The sequence below is a fragment of the Micromonospora sp. U21 genome, from assembly GCF_018070045.1.
GTDB lineage: Bacteria > Actinomycetota > Actinomycetes > Mycobacteriales > Micromonosporaceae > Micromonospora.
Genome location: NZ_JAGPYK010000007.1, coordinates 57,605 through 77,651, shown reverse-complemented (window position 1 = coordinate 77,651; position 20,047 = coordinate 57,605). Strand labels below are relative to the sequence as shown.

Sequence of the window (20,047 nt, the reverse complement as noted above, 5' to 3'; positions counted from 1 at the left end):
CAACCAACAGCCCTCGAAAGGACGTGGTTGCCATGAAGGCTACCCAAAACCCACCCACCGCAGCCCCGGTCACACCCGCTGACCTGCTGCGGATGGCTGCCCTCTACCTACGCCGGCACGGCTGGCACCAGGGCACCTACTACGCCCACACCACCGACAACCCGACTCCGCCGGCCTGCGCCGCCGGGGCCATCGGCATCGCCTGCACCGGGCACACCGTCGAGCACTTCTCACACCTCGACCCCGACACCCTCGCCGACTACCTCGCCGCCCTCGGCGTGTTCGTCGACTACCTCGACACCACCGCCCCGGTCTTCTTCATCGACGAGGACGGCTACCTGCTCGACGAGTACACCTCGCCCTACTCGTGGAACGACGACCCGGCCCGCACCGCCGAGCAGGTCGTAGCGGCTCTGGAAGCCGCTGCCGATGAGTGGGACCGCCTCCGCACCCAGGGAGGCGAGAACGCATGAGCACCGTCAAGAAGTCCTTGACGCCGTTCGGGCAACAACTGAAGCACCGGACTGTCGTGGAGAACGACGAGTTCGCCGGCTTCGCTCGGCGCATCATCCGCGCGCACGGCCGCCGTGTCGCGACCGGAGATGTGGAAGCCCTGCGCGACCTGGTTGCCCTGTCGTCGGTCATCGACGACGCGATCACCGAAGCCGTGATCGGCCTGCGGGCCTTCGGCTACTCCTGGGCCGAAATCGGTTCCCGCCTCGGCATCTCCCGTCAGGCTGCCCAGCAGCGCTGGGGAGGCTAGTCATGACCATCACCGCTACTCAGCCGGCCACTGGTCTGGCCGTTGAGTTCTACGACCCGGACGGCACCCGCTACGGGTTCCCCACCTTCCCCTACCTGACCGCACCGGGTGGCCTGGCCACTCGCCGGCAACTGCGCGCCGCCGGCCTCCGACCGGCCGGGCATGACCCGGTGGCTCAGATCCTCTGGCGGCGCGGCAAGCGGGTCGCCTACCTCTACCGCCTCGACCTCGCCGCACCCAAGCGCACCGCCACCCCCGCCCAGCGGGAGGCCATCGCTAAGGCGCTCCGCGCCCGCCGTACCTGCCGGCACTGCGGCCAGGTGAAGCCCTACTACATCCCTCGCCGCTACGGCTGCTGCCTCGACTGCCACGGAGGTGCCGAATGACTGCCGCCATCACGAACCTCGCCGCTCAGGAGCGGATGACCCCGGACGGCTACGCCGTGACCGTCATCGCCGGTGACTTCGCTGCCCGCGGCGAGCTGTCCTTCGAGCGGTTCCTGTCCGGCTACTACGCCGAATCCATCCGCATCATCCACGAAGCCCACCTCACCGACTGCACCGTCGCCGACGGCGACCAGTGCGCCACCTGCAACGCCATCGCCGTCGGCCTCGCCGGCCTCGTCGCCGAAGAGCGCGTCGTCACCGCCGGGGAGGTGACCACCAATGCCGCGCACTGATCGCCGCACCGGCACCCGGGTGGAGGGTGTCGTCCTGGTCCTCATCCTGCTCACCGTCGCCGGCTTCGCCGGAGCTGCCTCCTTCACCCACGTTAAAGACTGGACCCTCGCCAACTCCCCGACCGGCACCGGGGAATGGTTCGGCTGGGCCAACGCCGTCATCTCGGAACTCGTCCCCATCGCCGCCCTGTTGACCATCCGCCGACGCCGCCGTGCCGGCGCTCCCATCGGCTACCCGATCACCCTGCTCATCGCCGCCGCCGGCCTCTCCCTGGCCGCACAATTGGCGGTCGCCAAACCCGGTCCCTCCGGCTGGCTCCTGTCGGCCGTTCCCGCCTTGGCGTTCATGGCCCTGGTCAAACTCGTCCTCGCCCCGGCACCCGCCACCAGTGAGGACACCTCACCGGCCACCGAGCCGGTCGAGCCGATCCGTGTTCAGGTGGCCGAGCAGGTCACCACCGAGCCGGCACCACCGGCCGCCATCACCCCGACCCCCGAACCGACCCCGGCCGTCGAGCCGGAACCTGTCACCACGCCGGCCCCGGAGCCGGTCGACGTCCCTGCCCACCTGCTGCCCACTGCCCGCTTCGCAGCCGTGCAGCACGAACAGGCCACCGGCAAGCCCATCACCACCGCCGAGCTGGTCGACCGGCTCGACGTCACCCCGGCCGTCGCCGGGCAACTCCTCGCCACCATCACCAGCGGTGCCCGATGAGCATCGCCATCGTCGACATCGAGCAGGTCACCCACACCTGCCCCGCCTTCCCCGGCCCGCACCCGTTCGACATCCGACGGACCCTCGTCGACGTCATCCCTGGCGGACCCTGCCGGACACCGGTCACCATCCGCTGCGGCGAACAGACCACCACCATCCCGTGCCGTCGGCACGAACCGGCTAAGCGCCAGTGCGGCGCCTGCCGGGTCATCGTCACCGAACGCACCATCACCACCCGCCACCTCACCGAGGTCGGCGGCTGATGGCCTCGACGCTGGACCTCACACCCCGGACTTCGGCCCGGGGTGTGGGCTCGAACGCCGAAGTCCCGCCCGTCATCACCTACACCGCCGCCGGCTCCGCCTTCGAACGCGCCACCCAACCCGACTACTTCGACTGGATCGACCACGTCCGGGCCGCCGCCGGCTGCACCCGACCCATCCGCCTCGCCGGCCAACTCCTCACCGTCGAGCAGGGCACCGGCCGCGTGTTGGACCAGCGGCACACCGACGCGATGCCTGACGCCGCGATTTACACCGCCTGCGGCAATCGCCGCGCCACGGTCTGCCCGTCGTGCGCGCAGACCTATCAGCGCGACGCCTTCCAGCTCCTGCGCGCCGGCCTCGTCGGCGGCAAGGGCATCCCCGATACCGTCGCCCAGCACCCGGCGGTGTTCCCGACGTTCACGGCCCCGTCCTTCGGTCCGGTTCACGCGCGGGTGGTCAAGCGGCACACCTGCGGCAACCGCCGCCGTTGCGACTGCCGCGCCGAGCCGTGCCACGCCCGCCGCGACGTCGGTCTCTGTCCGCATGGTCGGCCCGCTGTCTGCTGGGCTCGCCATGAGGCCGGGGACGCGGTGCTCGGGCACCCGTTGTGCCTGGACTGCTATGACCACGAGCACCAGGTGGTGTGGAACCTGTTCTCGGGCGAGCTGTGGCACCGCACCAAGCAAGCCGCGGAACGCCACCTAGCCAAGCTCGCCCGCCGCCGGGGCATCCCCCGCGTGGAGGTCGTCACCGCCTCGGGCAACATCCGCAAGGTTGCTCCGGTGCGGCTGTCACCGGGCAAGGTCGCCGAACTTCAAGCACGCGGAGCGGTCCACTTCCACGCCATCGCCCGCCTCGACGGCGTCAACGACCAGGACCCCGACGCCATCATTCCCCCGCCCGCCGGGTTCGGCGTTACCGAACTGGTCGACGCGTTCCGCCACGCCGCCCGACAGGTCGCCTTCCACACCCCGCCGCACCCTGACCGGCCCGACGGCTGGCTCATCGCCTGGGGCGAGCAACTCGACATCCGCCCCATCACCACCGGGGCCGACGGGGACGTCACCGACGGCATGGTCGCCGGCTACCTTGCCAAGTACGCCACCAAAAGCACCGAGGCCACCGGGCACACCTCCACCCGCCTGACCGCCGACAGCATCGGGGACTACGCCGACCCCGACGGCGATCACACCGCCCGCCTCATCGACGCCTGCTGGCGCATCGGCCGACCCACCGGAACCCCGGTCCCTCTGTTGGAGCGGCCCCGCGACCCACGACCCACGCCCGGCTTCGTCGATCGCTGGGAGTGCCCCGACTGCGGCACCCACACCCGCTACGCCGCCTGCCCCGTCTGCATCGCCGCGCGTCAAGCCGCACTTGACGCCCAACCCGCCAGCAGACCACAGGCCACCAACCCTTACGCCCGGCTGCGCCGATGGGCTCACATGCTCGGCTACGGCGGCCACTTCCTCACCAAAGCCCGCCGCTACTCGGTGACCTTCCAATTCCTGCGAGGCACCCGCATCGCCTACCGCCGCCTTGAGCACCAGCATCAGCACCAGGGCGACGAGCACACCGGCAGCCTCCGGGCAGTCGAGCACCTCGACGATGACACCACGCTCATCGTCGGCACCCTCACCTTCGCCGGCGTCGGCTGGCACACCTCGGGTGACGCCCTGCTCGCCAACACCGCCGCCGCCATGGCACGCGAACGACGCACCACCGGCCGCGAAGAACTCGCCCACGAACTTGGTGCCACTCCGGCCGGCACGGTGCCGGCTGCTGCCTGATCCCGACAGACCTGAGGAGGTCATCCCGCTATGAGCGCCACCGCCCGCTCCAGCCCAGTCGTCCGGCTCGTCCCTCGTACCGGGACGGTCGTCGAGCCGGTTACCTACACCGTCCGAGAGGTCGCCAAGCTGCTCGGCATCTCGCTCGGCAGCACCTACGCCCTCGTCCGCGACGGCACCATCCCGGCGACCCGCCTCGGCGGTCGCTGGCTCATCCCCCGCGCCCGGTTCCACGCCTGGCTCGACGGCGTCACGGAACAGCCTGCCGCCACCGGCACCGAGCACGGGCGGAGGCGCTGATGGGCTTCGTCCGCAAGACTCCAGCCGGCACCTTCCGCGCCTGCTGGCGTGATCCCGCCGGTGGGCAGAAGTCCAAGAGCTTTCGCACGAAGCGAGAGGCCAACGCGTTCCTGGCTGACATCGAAGGCAGCCTGAACCGCAGCGCCTACGTCAACCCGCACGCCGGCCGTACCCGCTTCGGCGACTTCGCACAGCAGTGGCTCGCAACCCGGGCCGTCGAGGCGCGCACCAATGAGCGGACCGTCTCCATGCTCCGGACGCACGTCCTGCCGAAGTGGGGTGACTGGCCGCTCGGGAAGGTCGACTTCATGTCGGTGCAGGAGTGGGTGACCGGTCTTGGCCGGGATCTCGCCCCGGCCACCGTGGCCAAGTGCTACCAACTGCTGTCGATGATTCTCCGGACGGCGGTTCAGGCACGGCTGATCGCCGCCAATCCAGCCGAAGGCGTGCGGCTGCCGCGCGACCGGTCCCGCGACGTCAAGCCGGTCACGATCAGCCGACAAGACTTCTTCGGCCGGCTGCTGCCCGCCGTCCCACCTCGGCACCGGGGCGTCGTCTCCGCCGCCGCCGGTGCCGGTCTGCGCTGGGGTGAGTGCGCCGGGCTGATGTGGTCCTCAGTCGACCTCGACCGGGCATCGCTGCGCGTGGTCCAGGTGGCCGAGGAGACTCACGGCGGAATCGTGCTGCGTCCGTACCCGAAGAGTCGCGCCGGGGTGCGGACCGTGCCGCTGCCCGGCTTCCTCCTGGCCGCGTTCCGCGCCCTGCACACCGCCGCCGATCAGCCGGACCCGCGCACGCTGGTCTTCCGCGATCGGGTGGGGCGGCCACTGCGGCGGTCGAACTTCCGGCGTCGAGTCTGGCTGCCCTCGCTAGTCCGCGCCGGGCTGCTCGGCCAGGTCGCCAACACCGGCCCGCACCGGTACCGCGCGACCTGGCCGGACCGAGACGGCGTTGAGTGGTCGGCGGAGTTCACCACCGAGCGGGAGGCCATCGCCTGCGTGGCTGGCAAGGCTGCCGGCGGCATGCGGTTCCACGACCTGCGGCACGCCTACGCCACCTGGCTGGTCACCGACGGCGTCCCGATCAACCTGGTGCAGCGGGTCATGGGCCACGAACAGGCATCCACGACGCTCAACCGGTACACGCACACGCCGGACGACTACGCCGCCCGTGTTCTGGAGGCGTTTGACAGCTCTGCTGCCTCTTTGCTGCCTCCGACCGAGGAAATGCCCTCGGACGGGGCCTTCGACGCGGACCGGGACGACCTGTGACCTGGGCCGCAGTGCTCACCCCGGAAAGGGACGACCCCCGTCGGGGGGAGACGGGGGTCGTCGAAGGTTCGGCTCCGGGGGGGTCGAGCCGAACCACTCAGCGGTCACGGGGGGTGCAACCGCCGAGGGTCTGTCTGTTTTCCGAGATATGAAAGCTCGTCGTGCGGACAAGTCTGCCTGAGCGGGCCCGTCACGTCGAGTGGTGTCCACTCCACTCACTGCGAAAATCTCCTTGCGGAGTGTGAGCGTGATCACGCTGAGCGGAGGTGGTGGCGCCGGCCCGCAGGTCCGAGGGGTGGCCTGACCCCGGGCACCCGCCGACCATAGACCATCCGGCTAGACTTTCGCGCCGTGGGCCGAAGTGCCGCTTTCTTCGATCTGGACAAGACCGTCATCGCCAAGTCGAGCGCCCTGGCGTTCGGTCGGCCGTTCTACCGGGACGGGCTGATCACCCGGCGTGACGTGGTCAAGTCGGCGTACGCGCAGCTGATGTTCCGGCTGGGCGGCACCGACGAGCAGACCATGGCCCGAACACGGGACTACCTGGCCGCGCTCTGCAAGGGCTGGCCGGTGGAACAGGTCCGTCAGATCGTCGCGGAGACGCTCCATGAGCTGATCAACCCCTACGTGTACGCCGAGGCCGCCGCGCTGATCGTGGAGCACCAGGCGGCCGGCCGGGACGTGGTGCTGGTCTCGGCCTCCGGCGAGGAGATGGTCCGGCCGATCGGCGAACTGCTCGGGGTGACGGACGTGATCGCCACCCGGATGACGGTGCGGGACGGGCGGTACAGCGGCGAGGTCGAGTTCTACGCGGCCGGCCCGAGCAAGGTCGAGGCGGTCAGCGAGCTGGCCACCGCCCGGGGCTACGACCTGGCCGACTCGTACGCCTACTCCGACTCGTACAGCGACCGGCCGCTGCTGGAGTGCGTCGGCCACCCGAGTGTGGTCAACCCGGACCGGCAGCTGCGCAAGCTGGCCTCGGAGAACGCCTGGCCGGTGCTGGAGTTCCGCCACCCGATCCCGCTGGGCCGGCGGCTGCGGGAGCGGCCCGCCGTCCCGGTGGCCGCGGCGGCCCTGGGGGTCGGCGTTGGCGTGGCCATCGGCATCGCCTGGTACGGCCGGCACCGTCGCACCCGCTCCGCCGCCACCGCCTGACCTCCGCACCCACCGCGGGCGAGTTCAGGCGGCGGCGAGGATCTCGTCGCCGATGACGGTGAGCTGGTCGGCGCCGACCTCCACGGCCGCCATGTAGTGGCGCAGCCAGGAGCGCAGCCCGTCCGGAGTGCCGGTGGCGAAGGCGCCGGCCGAGCCGACGTACTCGGGTTCCCGCTCGCGGTGACCGACGTCGACGGTGAGCAGGCCCCGCGGGTCGAGGCCGCTGGCGAGCAGCACCAGGCGGGCGGCGCCCCGGGCCACCACGCCGGACGGCCCGGCGAACGGGCGCAGGTTCAGCAGCTCCCCGTGGACCACGGCAGCGAGCACCAGCGGGGAGACCTTCGTGCCGCCGGCGACGAGCCCGGCCAGCCCGTCCAACCGGGCGGCGACCACGGGGTCGGTCACCGGGCGACCCAGCTCGTCCTCCGGCACGATGTCCCGGGCGGCGAGCACGTGCAGCTTCGCGAGCGCCTGCCGGGGTGCTTTCGGCCAGAGCTCACCCAACCCCGGCAGTGCGCCAGCGACCCGCAGCGCCCCTTGGAGCACCGGGTCGGTGACGGTGCCGGCGCGGACCGCCTCGCGCTCGTGGACGGCCCCTTCGAGGGCGGCGCTGGCCACCGCGGACCGGAGGCTGACCTCGGCCGCGACCTGCCCGCCGTGCCGGCGCAGCGCGCGGTGCCCGAGCGCCCGGTCGAACCGTTCGCGGGCCCGCTCGACGGCGGGAGCGATGTCGGCGAGCGCGAGCAGCGGGGCGAGCGGGTCGGTGGTCACCCCGCCACGCTAGCGACCCGGCCCGGCCGTCCGGGCCGCACCCGGCCGCAACGCGAGCCGGGCCACCGCGCGCTCGACGTCCGCCTCGGGCAGGGCAAGGTCAACACGAGGTCGCCGATATCGGGGTGTCCCAGCCGCCGGCATACCGCGACGTCGCCGACCTCGTGTCGATCAAGGCCGCGACGGCGAGCACGGCCGCGCGACGCGGGGACACGGCCGCCAAGGCCGTCGGGCGCGCGGCGGGGGCCGCTCGGCGCGACGGGGCGGGCAGCGGTCGCCTGCCGGGGACCCCACGACTACCCTCGTGCCCAGCGAGACGCAGGTCACCCGAGGACGAGGAGTCACGGCATGAGCGAGGCATTGGCCAATCTGCTGAACGAGACGCGCCAGTTCCCCCCGCCGGCCGAGCTCGCCGCGCACGCCAACGTCACCGCCGACGCGTACGCCGAGGCGACCGCGGACCGGCTCGCCTTCTGGGCGAAGCAGGCGGACCGGTTGGCCTGGTCGAAGAAGTGGGACCAGGTGCTCGACTGGTCGAACCCGCCGTTCGCAAAGTGGTTCGTCGGTGGGCAGCTCAACGTGGCGTACAACTGCCTGGACCGGCACGTCGAGGCGGGCCGTGGTGACAAGGTCGCCATCCACTGGGAGGGCGAGCCGGGCGACACCCGGACCATCACGTACGCCGACCTGCACGAGCTGACCTGCCGGGCGGCGAACGCGCTGACCGAGCTGGGCGTGACCGCCGGTGACCGGGTGGCCATCTACCTGCCGATGATCCCGGAGGCGGCGGTCGCGATGCTGGCCTGCGCCCGGATCGGCGCGGCGCACAGCGTGGTCTTCGGTGGCTTCTCCGCCGACTCGCTGAGCAACCGCATCCAGGACGCCAGCGCCAAGGTGGTGATCACCGCGGACGGTGGCTACCGGCGGGGCAAGCCGTCCGCGCTGAAGCCGACCGTGGACGAGGCGGTGGCGAGCTGCCCCTCCGTGGAGCACGTGCTGGTGGTCCGCCGCACCGGCGAGGACGTGGCCTGGTCGTCGAAGGACCGCTGGTGGCACGAGACGGTGGAGACCGCGTCGGCCGAGCACACCGCGCAGCCGTTCGACGCCGAGCACCCGCTGTTCATCCTCTACACCAGCGGCACGACGGCACGGCCGAAGGGCATCCTGCACACCACCGGCGGCTACCTCACGCAGACGTCGTACACCACGCACGCGGTCTTCGACCTGAAGCCGGAGACGGACGTCTACTGGTGCACCGCCGACATCGGCTGGGTGACCGGCCACTCCTACATCGTGTACGGGCCGCTCTCCAACGGCGCCACCCAGGTGATGTACGAGGGCACCCCGGACACCCCGAACAAGGGCCGGTTCTGGGAGATCGTCGACAGGTACGGCGTGAGCATCCTCTACACCGCCCCCACCCTGATCCGGACGATGATGAAGTGGGGCGACGACATCCCGGCCGGCTTCGACCTGTCGTCCCTGCGGCTGCTGGGCAGCGTCGGCGAGCCGATCAACCCGGAGGCGTGGATGTGGTACAGGCAGCACATCGGCCGGGGTGAGCTGCCGGTCGTGGACACCTGGTGGCAGACCGAGACGGGCGCCATCATGATCTCGCCACTGCCCGGGGTGACCGCGGCCAAGCCGGGCTCGGCGATGACCGCGCTGCCGGGCATCGCGGCCGACGTGGTGGACGACCAGGGCCAGTCGGTGCCGAACGGGGGTGGCGGGTACCTGGTGCTGCGCGAGCCGTGGCCGTCGATGCTGCGCACCATCTGGGGTGACGACAACCGGTTCCTGGAGACCTACTGGAGCCGGTTCGAGGGCATGTACTTCGCTGGTGACGGGGCGAAGAAGGACGACGACGGGCACATCTGGCTGCTGGGTCGGGTGGACGACGTGATGCTGGTGTCCGGGCACAACATCTCCACCACGGAGGTGGAGTCGGCGCTGGTGTCGCACCCGTCGGTGGCCGAGGCGGCCGTGGTGGGCGCGACCGACCCGACCACCGGCCAGGCGATCGTCGCCTTCGCCATTCCGCGCGGCAGCACCGACATCGCCGGGGCGGCGGGTGAGCAGCTGATCGCCGATCTGCGCAACCACGTGTCGAAGACGCTCGGCCCGATCGCCAAGCCGCGGCAGATCATGCTGGTGCCGGAGCTGCCGAAGACCCGCTCCGGCAAGATCATGCGCCGGTTGCTGCGGGACGTGGCGGAGAACCGGTCGCTCGGCGACGTGACCACGTTGCAGGACTCGTCCGTGATGGAGCTGATCTCCTCAGGGATGAGCGGCGCGAAGTCCGACGAGGACTGACGGCAGGCGTACTCATCGGAGGGTGGCGGTCCGTGCGGACCGCCACCCTCCGTCATTTCTTACGGGTACGGCCCACACCGCCTGACCACTGTCACATCGGTCGGTCGGATGAGCCTGGAGAAGCTGAACGGACACACGCGACAGGTCGCCCCTGTCCTTTCGGTCGGTTGTGATTTAGGTTCACGCAGGTTGGGAGAGTTCGGCACACGTCACATCGATGGTCAACCACCCCAACGTCCTCCTCCCCATGCCCGAGAAATGGAGCGGCATGAACCACAAACCGCAGTCCGGGTCGCGACGACGACTACTCGTCGCGCTGCCCGCCATCGCCCTCGCGGCCACGTCACTGACCGTGACCGGCAGCGCGGCAGCCCAGACGTCGTCCGCCACTCCCCGGGCGGTGATCGGGGCCGACGAGCACTACATCAACTACGCCGAGCCCGAGGTGCAGCCGGACACCTCCGGCCGCGAGGTCAAGGGCAAGGGTGGCGTCTACACCCCCGCCGTGGACGACGCGCGCGCCTTCGATCAGAAGCACGCTCGCGGCAACCCGGTGACCGCCCGGCAGCTGGCCAAGATCGAAGCCAAGTCGATCAAGACTGGCAAGAGCCCCCGGAAGATCAAGCAGGCGCCGACCACCCAGACGGCGAAGCTGCTGACGCTGCTGGTGGAGTTCAACGACCAGGCGAACGACGACTTCACCGGGGTGATGGTCCCGAAGACGGTGTTCGAGGACCGGACCTGCGTCCCCGGCACCGTGCAGAACGGGCCGAAGCACAACAACATCGTGAACCCGGCGACCCTGCCGCACGAGGACAACAACTCGATGTGGGTGCCGGACTTCTCGCCGGCCCACTACGACAAGATGCTCTACAGCAAGAAGGGCATCACCGAGCGGGTCCGCAAAGACCTGCGGGGCCCGGACGGCAAGCGGGGCATCGACATCTCCGGCCGCACCATGCACAACATGTACCTGGAGATGTCCAAGAACGCGTACACGGTCGCCGGGCAGGCCAGCCCGTGGATCACCGTGCCGCACTCGGAGGGTTGGTACGCCGCCAACCGCTGCTTCCAGGACGAGAACGGCAACTGGGTCGCCGGCCGTGAGCAGTCGATGAACGGTCACCCGGACAACCCGGCCGGCGCGGGCCGGCTGGCGACCGACGCGATCGACTCACTCGCCGCGAAGGACCCGAACTTCCCCTGGGCCGACTACGACATCGAGGACCAGGCCGACCGGGACGGGGACGGCAACGTCTTCGAGCCGGACGGCGTGATCGACCACCTCGTGCTGGTGCACGCCGGGCAGGGCAAGTCCCGTGGCGGCGGCGCCGAGGGTGTGTACGCCGTCTGGGCGCACTCCTCGACAGTCACCGGCGGTTACAGCATCCCGGGCACCAACCTCCAGGTGTCGAACTACATCGTGCAGCCGGAGGACGCCGGCGTCGGCGTCTTCGCCCACGAGTTCGGTCACGACCTGGGCCTGCCGGACCTCTACGACACCTCCGGCAACGCCGACTCCGACGTGGACTTCTGGGACCTGATGGCCTCGGGCTCACACTCGGGCGAGATCTTCCAGGCGCTGCCGACGCACATGGGCATCTGGGACAAGTGGGTGCTCGGCTGGGCCGACCCGCTGACCATCCGCCCCGGGTCGAACCCCCGCGAGGTGAAGCTCGGGCAGACCTCGCGTACCCCGATCGACGCCGAGGACGGCATCAAGGTCGACCTGCCGGACAAGGTGACGACGCTGGCCACGCCGCACAGCGGCACGAAGATGTGGCACAGCAGCAACGACCAGGAGTGGGCCGACGTCAAGCTGAGCCGCTCGGTCGACGTGCCGGCGGCCGCGGACTCGAAGTTCTGGATGTGGAACAACTACATCATCGAGGAGGACTGGGACTACGGCTTCGTCGAGCTGTCGACGGACGGCGGCACGTCCTGGACCGAACAGAAGGTGTACGACGAGGCCGGCAACGCGGTCACCACGCCCGACGGTTACCCGGACCCGAACGGCCGGATGAACGACTTCGGCGGCAAGAAGTACGGCCTGACCGGCAGCACCGACGGCTGGCGGCACGACTACGTCGACCTGTCGGCGTACGCCGGGACGACGGTGCAGGTGCGGCTGCGCCTGGCCACCGACGAGGCGTTCGAGGAGCGCAACTGGTTCGTCGACGACTTCTCGGTCACCGGCGGCGGTGCCACCACCTGGAGTGACGACGTCGAGAGCGGTGCCAACGGCTGGACGGCCACCGGCGGCACCTTCGTCGACACCACGGGCGCGGGCTGGAAGGTCAGCAGCGGCACCGAGATGCACGCGCACTACTACCTGGCCGAGTGGCGCAACTTCGACGGCTTCGACAAGGGCCTGAAGTACGCCTACGACACGATCTACTCGCACGACGCGTGGAAGGTCGACCGGATCTCGTACAACGCTCCGGGCATGCTGGTCTGGTACCGGGACACCGCGCTCGGCGACGTCAACCACGTCACCGGGCAGATGACCGCGCTACCCAGCTACGGCGCGAAGGGTGGGTTGCTCATCGTCGACTCGCACTTCGACCCGTACCGGCGTAAGGGCGAGGCGGCCGTGAAGGACCCGTCGGTGACGGACAACCTGCCCAGCCGTCCGCAGTCGGCGAACGCGGCGTTCTCGTTGAAGCCGACGTACTCCTTCACCGAGTGCCTGGAGGCGGCGGACGAGCCGTACAGCGAGTACTGCACCAAGTTCAAGTCCCAGCCGGCGGTGAAGGGCTTCACCGACGCCAAGGGCTGGTACCCGGGCATCGAGATGCGGGACGGCGCTCCGTACGCGCGGGACAACGACGCCTCGGTGGTGCTGCCGTCGCGGAACAACGCGCCGTACACCACCCGGGTCACCCACCCGGACGGCAGCCCGGCGCCGGAGTTCTACGGCGTGACCCTGGGCGGCGGCGCGATCGTGCTGGGCACCGGTAACCCCGGTGACCAGGGCGTCAACTTCGGAGTTTCGCTCACCATCAAAAAGGCGGCACGGGACAACTCGTCCGCCACGGTGTTCGTCACCCCCGCAAGGAACTGACCGAGCAAGGTGATCGTGCGAATCGGTAACTGACGACAGCGGTGTCGGTGGGGCCGGTGGCGGAGACGCCGCCGGCCCCACTGTCGTATGCCCGATCATATTGATCGAAATACGTCGCTTAAGTTGCCTTCGGCCGGTCCATCCTGGTCAGCGTCGCTGATGAAGCGCAGGAGTGTGACGGTGAAAAGCATTCCCAACAAAATCTTGCAACAAATCGACGCGTGCGTCTTCCCACCCGTCCCGGCAGTGTCTATGTTCACCATTGGTCCCACTAGTGGGATCGATCTGTCACCGGCCCGTACCCCCGTTGGGCCGGGTTCCCTCACACCGGAGGTACCACGTGCGCAAAGTCGCAGTGGGTCTGCTCGGGCTCTCACTGACGGCGACAGGCCTGGCTTTCGGCCCGTCCGCCTCGGCGGCGCCTCAGCCCAAACTGCCGGCAGCTGCTCCGACCGCCGCCGAACCGCAGTCATTGAAGGACGAGCTCCCCGACAAGCTCGAGGACAAGCGTCGCGAGCTGCGTCAGCAGGGTCTCAGCGATGTGCTGAGCGGGCGTAGCAAGCCGATCGAGCGCAACGGCAGCACGGTCGTCAAGGTCGGCGAGACGAACGGGACGGGCACCAACGCCCGCACCTTCGCCGGCGCGCAGAAGTCCAAGGACCAGTACGTCGAGCTCAAGCGTGAGCGGACCGACAAGATCTTCGTGATCCTGGCCGAGTTCGGGGACCAGCGGCACCCGTCCTACCCGGACAAGGACATGAACTCGGACATCGCCGGGCCGACGACCTTCGACGGGCCGCTGCACAACCAGATTCCGCAGCCCAACCGGGCCGTGGACAACTCCACCGTCTGGCAGCCGGACTTCAGCCCGGAGCACTTCCGCCAGCTGTACTTCGGCACCAACCCGGGCGACGAGTCGCTCAAGCAGTACTACGAGGCGCAGTCCTCGGGCCGTTACACCGTCAACGGCATGGTCACCGACTGGGTCAAGGTTCCGTACAACGAGGCCCGCTACGGTCGCTCCGACGACCCGAAGGCCGACGACGACCCGACCGGCGACCCCGCCGTCTGTGGCGACAACGTCTGCTCGAACACCTGGGCGCTGATCCGCGACGCCGCCACCCAGTGGGTCGCCGACCAGAAGGCCAAGGGCCGGACGGACGCGCAGATCGCCGAGGAGATGCGGTCCTACGACCAGTGGGACCGGTTCGACTACGACGGCGACGGCGACTTCAACGAGTCGGACGGCTACATCGACCACTTCCAGATCGTCCACTCCGGCGGCGACCAGGCCGACGGTGACCCGCACCAGGGTGAGGACGCCATCTGGAGCCACCGCTGGTCGGCCTTCAACAGCTCGCCCGTCGGCCCGCCGAACTTCCCGATCGGTGGCACCCAGATCGGCAACACCGGCGTCTGGATCCGCGACTACACGATCCAGCCGGAAAACGGCGGCCGGAGCGTCTTCTACCACGAGTACGGCCACGACCTGGGCCTGCCGGACGACTACGGACCGGCGGACAACAGCAACGAGCACTGGACCCTGATGGCCCAGAGCCGGCTCGGTGCCAAGAACGACCCGGGCATCGGCGACCGCGGTGGCGACCTGGGTGCGTGGAACAAGCTCCAGCTCGGCTGGCTCGACTACGAGGTGGTCGTTGCGGGGCAGAAGCGCACGCTGGACCTCGGGCCGCAGGAGTACAACTCGGCCAAGGCGCAGGCCGCGGTGGTGGTGCTGCCGCAGCGGGAGTACACCTTCAACTACGGCGCACCGTTCGAGGGCGAGAAGCAGTACTTCTCCGGTAACGACGACGACCTCAACCAGGCCATGACGAGGACGTTCGACCTCACCGGCAAGTCGTCCGCCTCGATGTCCCTCAAGGGCAAGTACGCCATCGAGGAGGGGTACGACTACCTCTACTTCGAGGCGTCCACCGACGGCGGACAGACCTGGGCCGACCTGGACGGCACCGTCAACGGCGAGCCGATCGGCGTCGACGGCGCCGGCCGACCGGCCCTCGACGGCAGCAGCAACGGCGCATGGGCGGACATCAACATCCCGCTCACCTCGATCGCCGGCAAGGTCGCGCAGATCCGCCTGCACTACGTCACCGACGGTGGCGTCTCCGAGGGCGGCTTCTTCGGTGACGCGATCACCGTGACGGCCGACGGCCAGACGGTGCTCAGTGACGGTGCCGAGACGGACGCCGGCTGGGCGCTGGACGGCTGGGAGGTCGTCGGCGCGACGTACACCCGCCTGTTCGACAACTACTACATCGCGGGCAACCGCTCGTACGTCTCGTACGACAAGTACCTGAAGACCGGCCCGTACTTCTTCGGCTACGCGAACACCCGCCCGGACTGGGTGGACCACTACGCGTACCAGGAGGGCCTGCTCATCTCGTACTGGAACACCCGCTGGAACGACAACAACACGGCCCCGGCGTCGCCGTCCAACCCGGGTGGTCACCCGGGTGAGGGCCGCAACCTGTACATCGACGCGCACCCGCGCCCGATCTACAACCTCACCGGTCAGCCGTGGCGGGCCCGCGTCCAGGTCTACGACGCGCCGTTCAGTCTCAACAAGGCCGACTCGTTCACCCTGCACCTCAACAGCCAGCCGCAGTACATCCGTGGCCAGGCTGCGGAGCCGCTGTTCGACGACACCAAGAAGTACTTCTACGAGGAGCTGCCGAACCACGGCGTCAAGCTCCCCGCAGCCGGTGTCAAGATCAAGGTTCAGGAGCAGGACGGCACCTCGATGAAGATCCGGATCAGCTGACCACTGATCCCGCACAACCAGCGACGCCCGGGCAGGTCACCTGCCCGGGCGTCGCCCTTTGGGGGCAGGTACGGGGAACCGGGTGACCTGCCGGAACGTCCCACCATGGTGCCCCTTCCCGCACGCGTCACCCTGACGGCGGCCGGTCTCGCCGCGCTCCTGCTGCCGCCCCTCACCGCCTGTGCCGACTCGGGAGACGCCAACCCCACGGCCGCCACCTCGGGCGCCGGCATCGCGGCCAGCAGCGGCCCGACGCTCGGCGGGCCCACTCCCGCGGCTCCCGCGTCGCCGGCGCCCCCGTCCGGGCGCACCGCCACGCCGCCCATGTCGCGGACCGTCCCGCCGACCCTCGGCGCCCCGCCGAAGCCGCCCAAGCCGACGGAGCCGACCGACCGACGGTCCACCGACCTGATCGCCGGCCACGTCACCCGGGGTGGTTCCGGCCCCTGCTACGGGCTCGTCTCGGAAGAAGGCGTCGAGTACGCCGTGCACGGCACCGGGGCTGGCAACCTCACCGAGGGAAGCTTCGTCACCCTCCGGATCAGCGCGCGATCGTCCGAGGTCGACTGCGGTCCGGGCATTCGCGTCAGGATCACCCCGCGATAATCTGATCGTCGGACTTCTGACCCTCAGTATCGGGCCGGACACCGTAAGCACACCGACCCGGGCGAGTCAACGGCGGTACGGCCCCTTGACGACGGCGCCGACGCACAGCCACGATCGTCGATGTCCGATGGCGGCCCGACGCCCTGCGCCGACCGCACCGCAGACTGGCCTGCCGGCCGCCGCCTCGGCAACGTCCACGGGGGTGGTCAGGCTTGTCAGGTGGAATCTGGTCGGAGACCGACGGCAGCGGCACGGACCCGCTCTGGGCGGTGCATTCCTCTCCGCTCGACACCGCCATGGTGTCGGCCATGGAGCTGCGACTACTGCTCGCGGCCGGTCAACGGGAGCTCGTCCGCGCCCAACATCGATTGATCGACCAGTACGCCCAGCTGGAGCGCCTGGAGGAGCATCGGAGTTCGGCCGCCCACGGCCCGGACGACATCGTCCGGGACTGGACGGAGTTCACCCGTCTCACCGGTCGGTTGACCGCCGAGGCGCCGGACGACTGCCGGGTGCTGCACGGGATGCCGCCGGAGTCGACGGCCGCAGACCCGGAACTGGCCACGGACCGACGGCACCGCACGATTCTCGACCGCCGGCTCCTCGAACTACCCGGTGGTCTCGGCCGCGCCGAGGGAACCACCCACCCCGGAGGTCGGATCCGGGTGGTCGCCGCCGCCCCCACCTCCATGGTGATCTCCGGGAGGATGGCCGTGATCGCACCCACCGGCACCGCGGGGTCGGCTGGCTGGGTGCTGCGCGCACCGACGCTGGTCGAGTTGGCCGCCCACTACTTCGACAGTCTCTGGCAGCATGCCCTGCCCCTGGCCGCCGGGTCGGCAGCGGGCCATGACGGGCCATCGGACGTGCAGCTCAGGATTCTCCGGCTGGCGGCGCACGGGGCCAAGGACGAGGCCATCGCACGCAGTCTCGGGCGCAGCCCGCGGTGGGTGCGGCGGCATTTCGAGCTGCTGGCCGAGCGGCTCGGCGCCTCGAACCGGATGACCCTCGGCATCGCGGCCGCCCGCCGCGGCTGGATCTGACCTTGCAACTTGCGGAACGCTACCGCTTCGCCCTTCTCCGTGATCGGAACCGTCCCAGATTATCGACGGAGGCCGATAGAACCCTACGGCGTACGTACGGGGAGAGGGACCACATTGAACAGAAGAGTGAAGCTGGGGCGGGCCTTCGCGGTGCTCGCCGCGGTTGTCGTCGGTGGCGGGGTCATCACACCCACGCCCGCCCACGCCATTCCCCCCGACTTCGATCACGTCGTCTACTGGAACGACGTGCTGCTGGACGCTTTCCGCACCAGCAACGGCCCGCCGACCACGTTGTCCCGAGCCGGCGCGATGATGCACCTGGCGATGTACGACACCTCGGTCTCCATGGGCACCGGAACGCCCTACCTCGCGAGGGTGTCCCCGATCCCCAATTACAGCTACGACCGGGACACCAACCTCGACGTCGCCGCCTACGACGTCCTCCGGGCGGTCTTCCCCACGCAGAGCCAGTACTTCCTCACCAAGTTTAACGCCGCCCGGCAGGCTGATCCGCCCCTCGGCGAACCGGGGCCCGAGGGCTGGAGCAGGAGCATCGGCGAGACGGCCGCCCGGAACATCATCAACGCCCGGGCGAACGACGGCTCCGCCAACAACGCCGGCTACACCGCCAGCAACACCGCCGGACAGTGGCGACCGACCGGGTCAGGCGCCGCGGTCGGCCCCAACTGGGGCAGCGTGAAGCCCTTCGCGCTCACCTCCGGCTCCCAGTTCCGCCCGTCCCTGCCCGGCGGCTTCAGCACGGTGTCGGCGATGCTCACCAGCAGCGCGTACGCCGCCCAGGTCAACGAGGTGAAGCGGCTGGGCTCAGCCACCGCGCCGGCGACCGACCGCAACGCCGACCAGACCCAGCTCGCCTTCTTCTGGGCCAACGACGTCAGCGGCACCTACAAGCCCCCGGGTCAACTCTTCGAGCACACCCAGATCGTGGCGAGCCAGCGGGCCACGGACACCCCCCGGCTCTTCGCGCTCGTCGCGATGGCCATGGCTGACGCTGCCATCGCCTCCTGGGACGCCAAGTACAACACCAGCATCGACCTGTGGCGCCCCGAGTCGGCGATCGCCGAGCCCCAGAGCGACGGCAACTCCGCCACCGTGCCCAACCCCGCCTGGCGTCCACTCTCCGTCGACCGGAACGGCACCCGGTTCTCCCCGCCGTTCCCCGCGTACGTCTCCGGCCACGCCACCTTCGCCGGCGCCTGGGCCGGCGTCATGAAGCGGTACTACGGCACGGACGCCGTCGGCTTCGTGGCGACCACCGAGGACCCGAACGCGGCGGGCGTCACCCGGTCATTCAGCAGTTTCAGCGCCGCGGCGAACGAGAACGCCCGCAGCAGGGTCTATCTCGGGGTGCACTACCAGTGGGACGCCGACGCCGGGTTGAGCACCGGTGACGCGGTGGCCAACCGGGTGTTCAGCACCTACCTGCGCTAGGCCCGACCCACGGGTCCGGGTCGGCGGTCTGAAGACCGCCGACCCGGACCCTCGTGTCGGTAGGGGACAACCCGGGCTTCTCCCTGTTCAACGCGACCACCAGGGCCGGCGGGGACGACCGGGGTCCTAGGCTGTCTGCCATGACCGACCAGCGCGGCGGAGCCGTCGACGAGTCCTGTGTCCTCACCGAGGGGCCGTGGACGCACCGCTTCGTCGGCGCCAACGGCACCCGGTTCCACGTGGTCGAGGCCGGCACCGGGCCGATGGTGCTGTTCCTGCACGGTTTTCCCGAGCACTGGTGGGCGTGGCACCAGATGCTGCCGGCGGTCGCCGACGCCGGCTTCCGCGCGGTCGCGGTGGACCTGCGCGGCTACGGCGCCAGCGACAAGCCACCCCGGGGGTACGACGGCTACACCCTCGCCGCAGACATGGCCGGGCTGATCCGCGCGCTCGGCGAGCGGTCGGCGACCCTGGTCGGCAGCGGTGTCGGCGGCATGGTCGCCTGGACGGTGGCCTCATTCCACCCGTCGCTGGTCCGCCGGCTGGTGGTGCTCGGCGCACCACACCCGCTGCGGCTGCGCGCCGCCATCTTCGCCGACCCGCGCGGCCAGTTCGCCGCCTCCACCCCGGCGCTGAAGTTCCAGTTCCCCCGCTACGAGCACGTGCTGACCCGGGACGGCGCGGCGGCCGTGACGGAGATCCTGCACCGCTGGGGCGGGCCACGCTGGGTGGCCGGGCCGGACTTCGAGGCGTACGCCGAGCGGTGCCGGGAGGCCATGCGCATCCCGCAGGCCGCGTTCTGCGCACTGGAGGGATACCGCTGGGCGTTCCGCTCGCTGCTGCGGCTGCACGGCTACCGGTTCGTCCGCCTGATGCAGAAGCCGCTGGTCACCCCGACGCTCCAGCTGCACGGCGCGCTGGATGTCGCCGCCCTGCCGCGTACCGCCCTGGGCTCCGGCCGGTACGTCGTCGCGCCGTACGAGTGGCGGCTGCTCGACGGGGTCGGGCACTTCCCGCACCTGGAGGCGCCGGAGCTGGTGCTCGGCGAGATCCTGCGCTGGGCCAAGTCCTGATCGG

18 protein-coding genes are annotated in these 20,047 nt (G+C 70.1%); 17 read left to right on the top strand and 1 reads right to left on the bottom strand.

What is annotated here, in order from left to right; translation table 11 throughout:
- Window positions 1-32 precede the first annotated feature (32 nt).
- The 10 genes from KBX63_RS11665 (at window position 33) to KBX63_RS11620 (ending at window position 6,939) form a co-directional block, all read left to right on the top strand.
- Window positions 33-473, top strand: a complete 441-nt coding sequence (locus tag KBX63_RS11665; protein ID WP_210911030.1) for a hypothetical protein — start codon at window positions 33-35, stop codon at window positions 471-473.
- Window positions 470-763 (top strand): hypothetical protein, encoded by a 294-nt coding sequence (locus tag KBX63_RS11660; protein WP_210911029.1) that lies wholly within the window; start codon window positions 470-472, stop codon window positions 761-763. Before KBX63_RS11665 ends, KBX63_RS11660 begins: the two co-directional genes overlap by 4 nt.
- Window positions 764-765: 2 nt before the next feature.
- Window positions 766-1,149 (top strand): RRQRL motif-containing zinc-binding protein, encoded by a 384-nt coding sequence (locus tag KBX63_RS11655; protein WP_210911028.1) that lies wholly within the window; start codon window positions 766-768, stop codon window positions 1,147-1,149.
- Window positions 1,146-1,442, top strand: coding sequence for a hypothetical protein (locus tag KBX63_RS11650; protein WP_210911027.1), 297 nt, complete (start codon window positions 1,146-1,148; stop codon window positions 1,440-1,442). The genes KBX63_RS11655 and KBX63_RS11650 overlap by 4 nt, the downstream gene beginning before the upstream one ends.
- Complete coding sequence (locus KBX63_RS11645) at window positions 1,429-2,157, top strand: hypothetical protein (RefSeq protein WP_210911026.1); 729 nt, start codon at window positions 1,429-1,431, stop codon at window positions 2,155-2,157. The genes KBX63_RS11650 and KBX63_RS11645 overlap by 14 nt, the downstream gene beginning before the upstream one ends.
- Complete coding sequence (locus KBX63_RS11640) at window positions 2,154-2,420, top strand: hypothetical protein (RefSeq protein ID WP_210911025.1); 267 nt, start codon at window positions 2,154-2,156, stop codon at window positions 2,418-2,420. Before KBX63_RS11645 ends, KBX63_RS11640 begins: the two co-directional genes overlap by 4 nt.
- Window positions 2,420-4,213, top strand: coding sequence for a replication initiator (locus tag KBX63_RS11635; protein WP_210911024.1), 1,794 nt, complete (start codon window positions 2,420-2,422; stop codon window positions 4,211-4,213). Before KBX63_RS11640 ends, KBX63_RS11635 begins: the two co-directional genes overlap by 1 nt.
- A gap of 30 nt (window positions 4,214-4,243) precedes the next feature.
- Entirely contained in the window at window positions 4,244-4,513 is a 270-nt protein-coding gene (locus tag KBX63_RS11630) for a helix-turn-helix domain-containing protein (RefSeq protein ID WP_210911023.1), read from the top strand.
- The gene (locus tag KBX63_RS11625; protein WP_247662163.1) at window positions 4,513-5,784 is read left to right on the top strand and encodes a tyrosine-type recombinase/integrase; all 1,272 of its coding nucleotides are present in this window, start codon (window positions 4,513-4,515) and stop codon (window positions 5,782-5,784) included. Before KBX63_RS11630 ends, KBX63_RS11625 begins: the two co-directional genes overlap by 1 nt.
- 351 nt (window positions 5,785-6,135) lie before the next feature.
- Window positions 6,136-6,939: an HAD family phosphatase gene (locus KBX63_RS11620; protein WP_210911022.1), complete on the top strand. Its 804-nt coding sequence runs from the start codon at window positions 6,136-6,138 to the stop codon at window positions 6,937-6,939.
- Between the two features lie 24 nt (window positions 6,940-6,963).
- Here KBX63_RS11620 and KBX63_RS11615 read toward each other — a convergent pair whose 3' ends face one another.
- Window positions 6,964-7,710: an oxidoreductase gene (locus tag KBX63_RS11615; RefSeq protein ID WP_210911021.1), complete on the bottom strand. Its 747-nt coding sequence runs from the start codon at window positions 7,708-7,710 to the stop codon at window positions 6,964-6,966.
- A gap of 348 nt (window positions 7,711-8,058) precedes the next feature.
- Here KBX63_RS11615 and acs point away from each other — a divergent pair, with 348 nt between their 5' ends.
- The 7 genes from acs (at window position 8,059) to KBX63_RS11580 (ending at window position 20,043) form a co-directional block, all read left to right on the top strand.
- Window positions 8,059-10,023, top strand: a complete 1,965-nt coding sequence (acs, locus tag KBX63_RS11610; RefSeq protein ID WP_210911020.1) for an acetate--CoA ligase — start codon at window positions 8,059-8,061, stop codon at window positions 10,021-10,023.
- Window positions 10,024-10,291: 268 nt separating this feature from the next.
- A complete protein-coding gene (locus KBX63_RS11605) occupies window positions 10,292-13,087 on the top strand; it encodes an immune inhibitor A domain-containing protein (protein ID WP_247662162.1) in 2,796 nt (931 codons plus the stop codon).
- 355 nt (window positions 13,088-13,442) lie between these two features.
- Window positions 13,443-15,869, top strand: a complete 2,427-nt coding sequence (locus KBX63_RS11600; protein ID WP_210911231.1) for an immune inhibitor A domain-containing protein — start codon at window positions 13,443-13,445, stop codon at window positions 15,867-15,869.
- Between the two features lie 105 nt (window positions 15,870-15,974).
- On the top strand, window positions 15,975-16,475 hold the full coding sequence (locus KBX63_RS11595) for a hypothetical protein (RefSeq protein WP_247662160.1): 501 nt from the start codon (window positions 15,975-15,977) through the stop codon (window positions 16,473-16,475).
- Between the two features lie 212 nt (window positions 16,476-16,687).
- Entirely contained in the window at window positions 16,688-17,518 is an 831-nt protein-coding gene (locus KBX63_RS11590) for a helix-turn-helix domain-containing protein (RefSeq protein ID WP_210911018.1), read from the top strand.
- A gap of 114 nt (window positions 17,519-17,632) precedes the next feature.
- Window positions 17,633-18,970 carry a vanadium-dependent haloperoxidase gene (locus KBX63_RS11585; protein ID WP_210911017.1) on the top strand — a complete coding sequence of 446 codons (1,338 nt, stop codon included), beginning with the start codon at window positions 17,633-17,635 and terminating at the stop codon, window positions 18,968-18,970.
- Between the two features lie 140 nt (window positions 18,971-19,110).
- A complete protein-coding gene (locus KBX63_RS11580) occupies window positions 19,111-20,043 on the top strand; it encodes an alpha/beta fold hydrolase (RefSeq protein WP_210911016.1) in 933 nt (310 codons plus the stop codon).
- Window positions 20,044-20,047 lie beyond the last annotated feature (4 nt).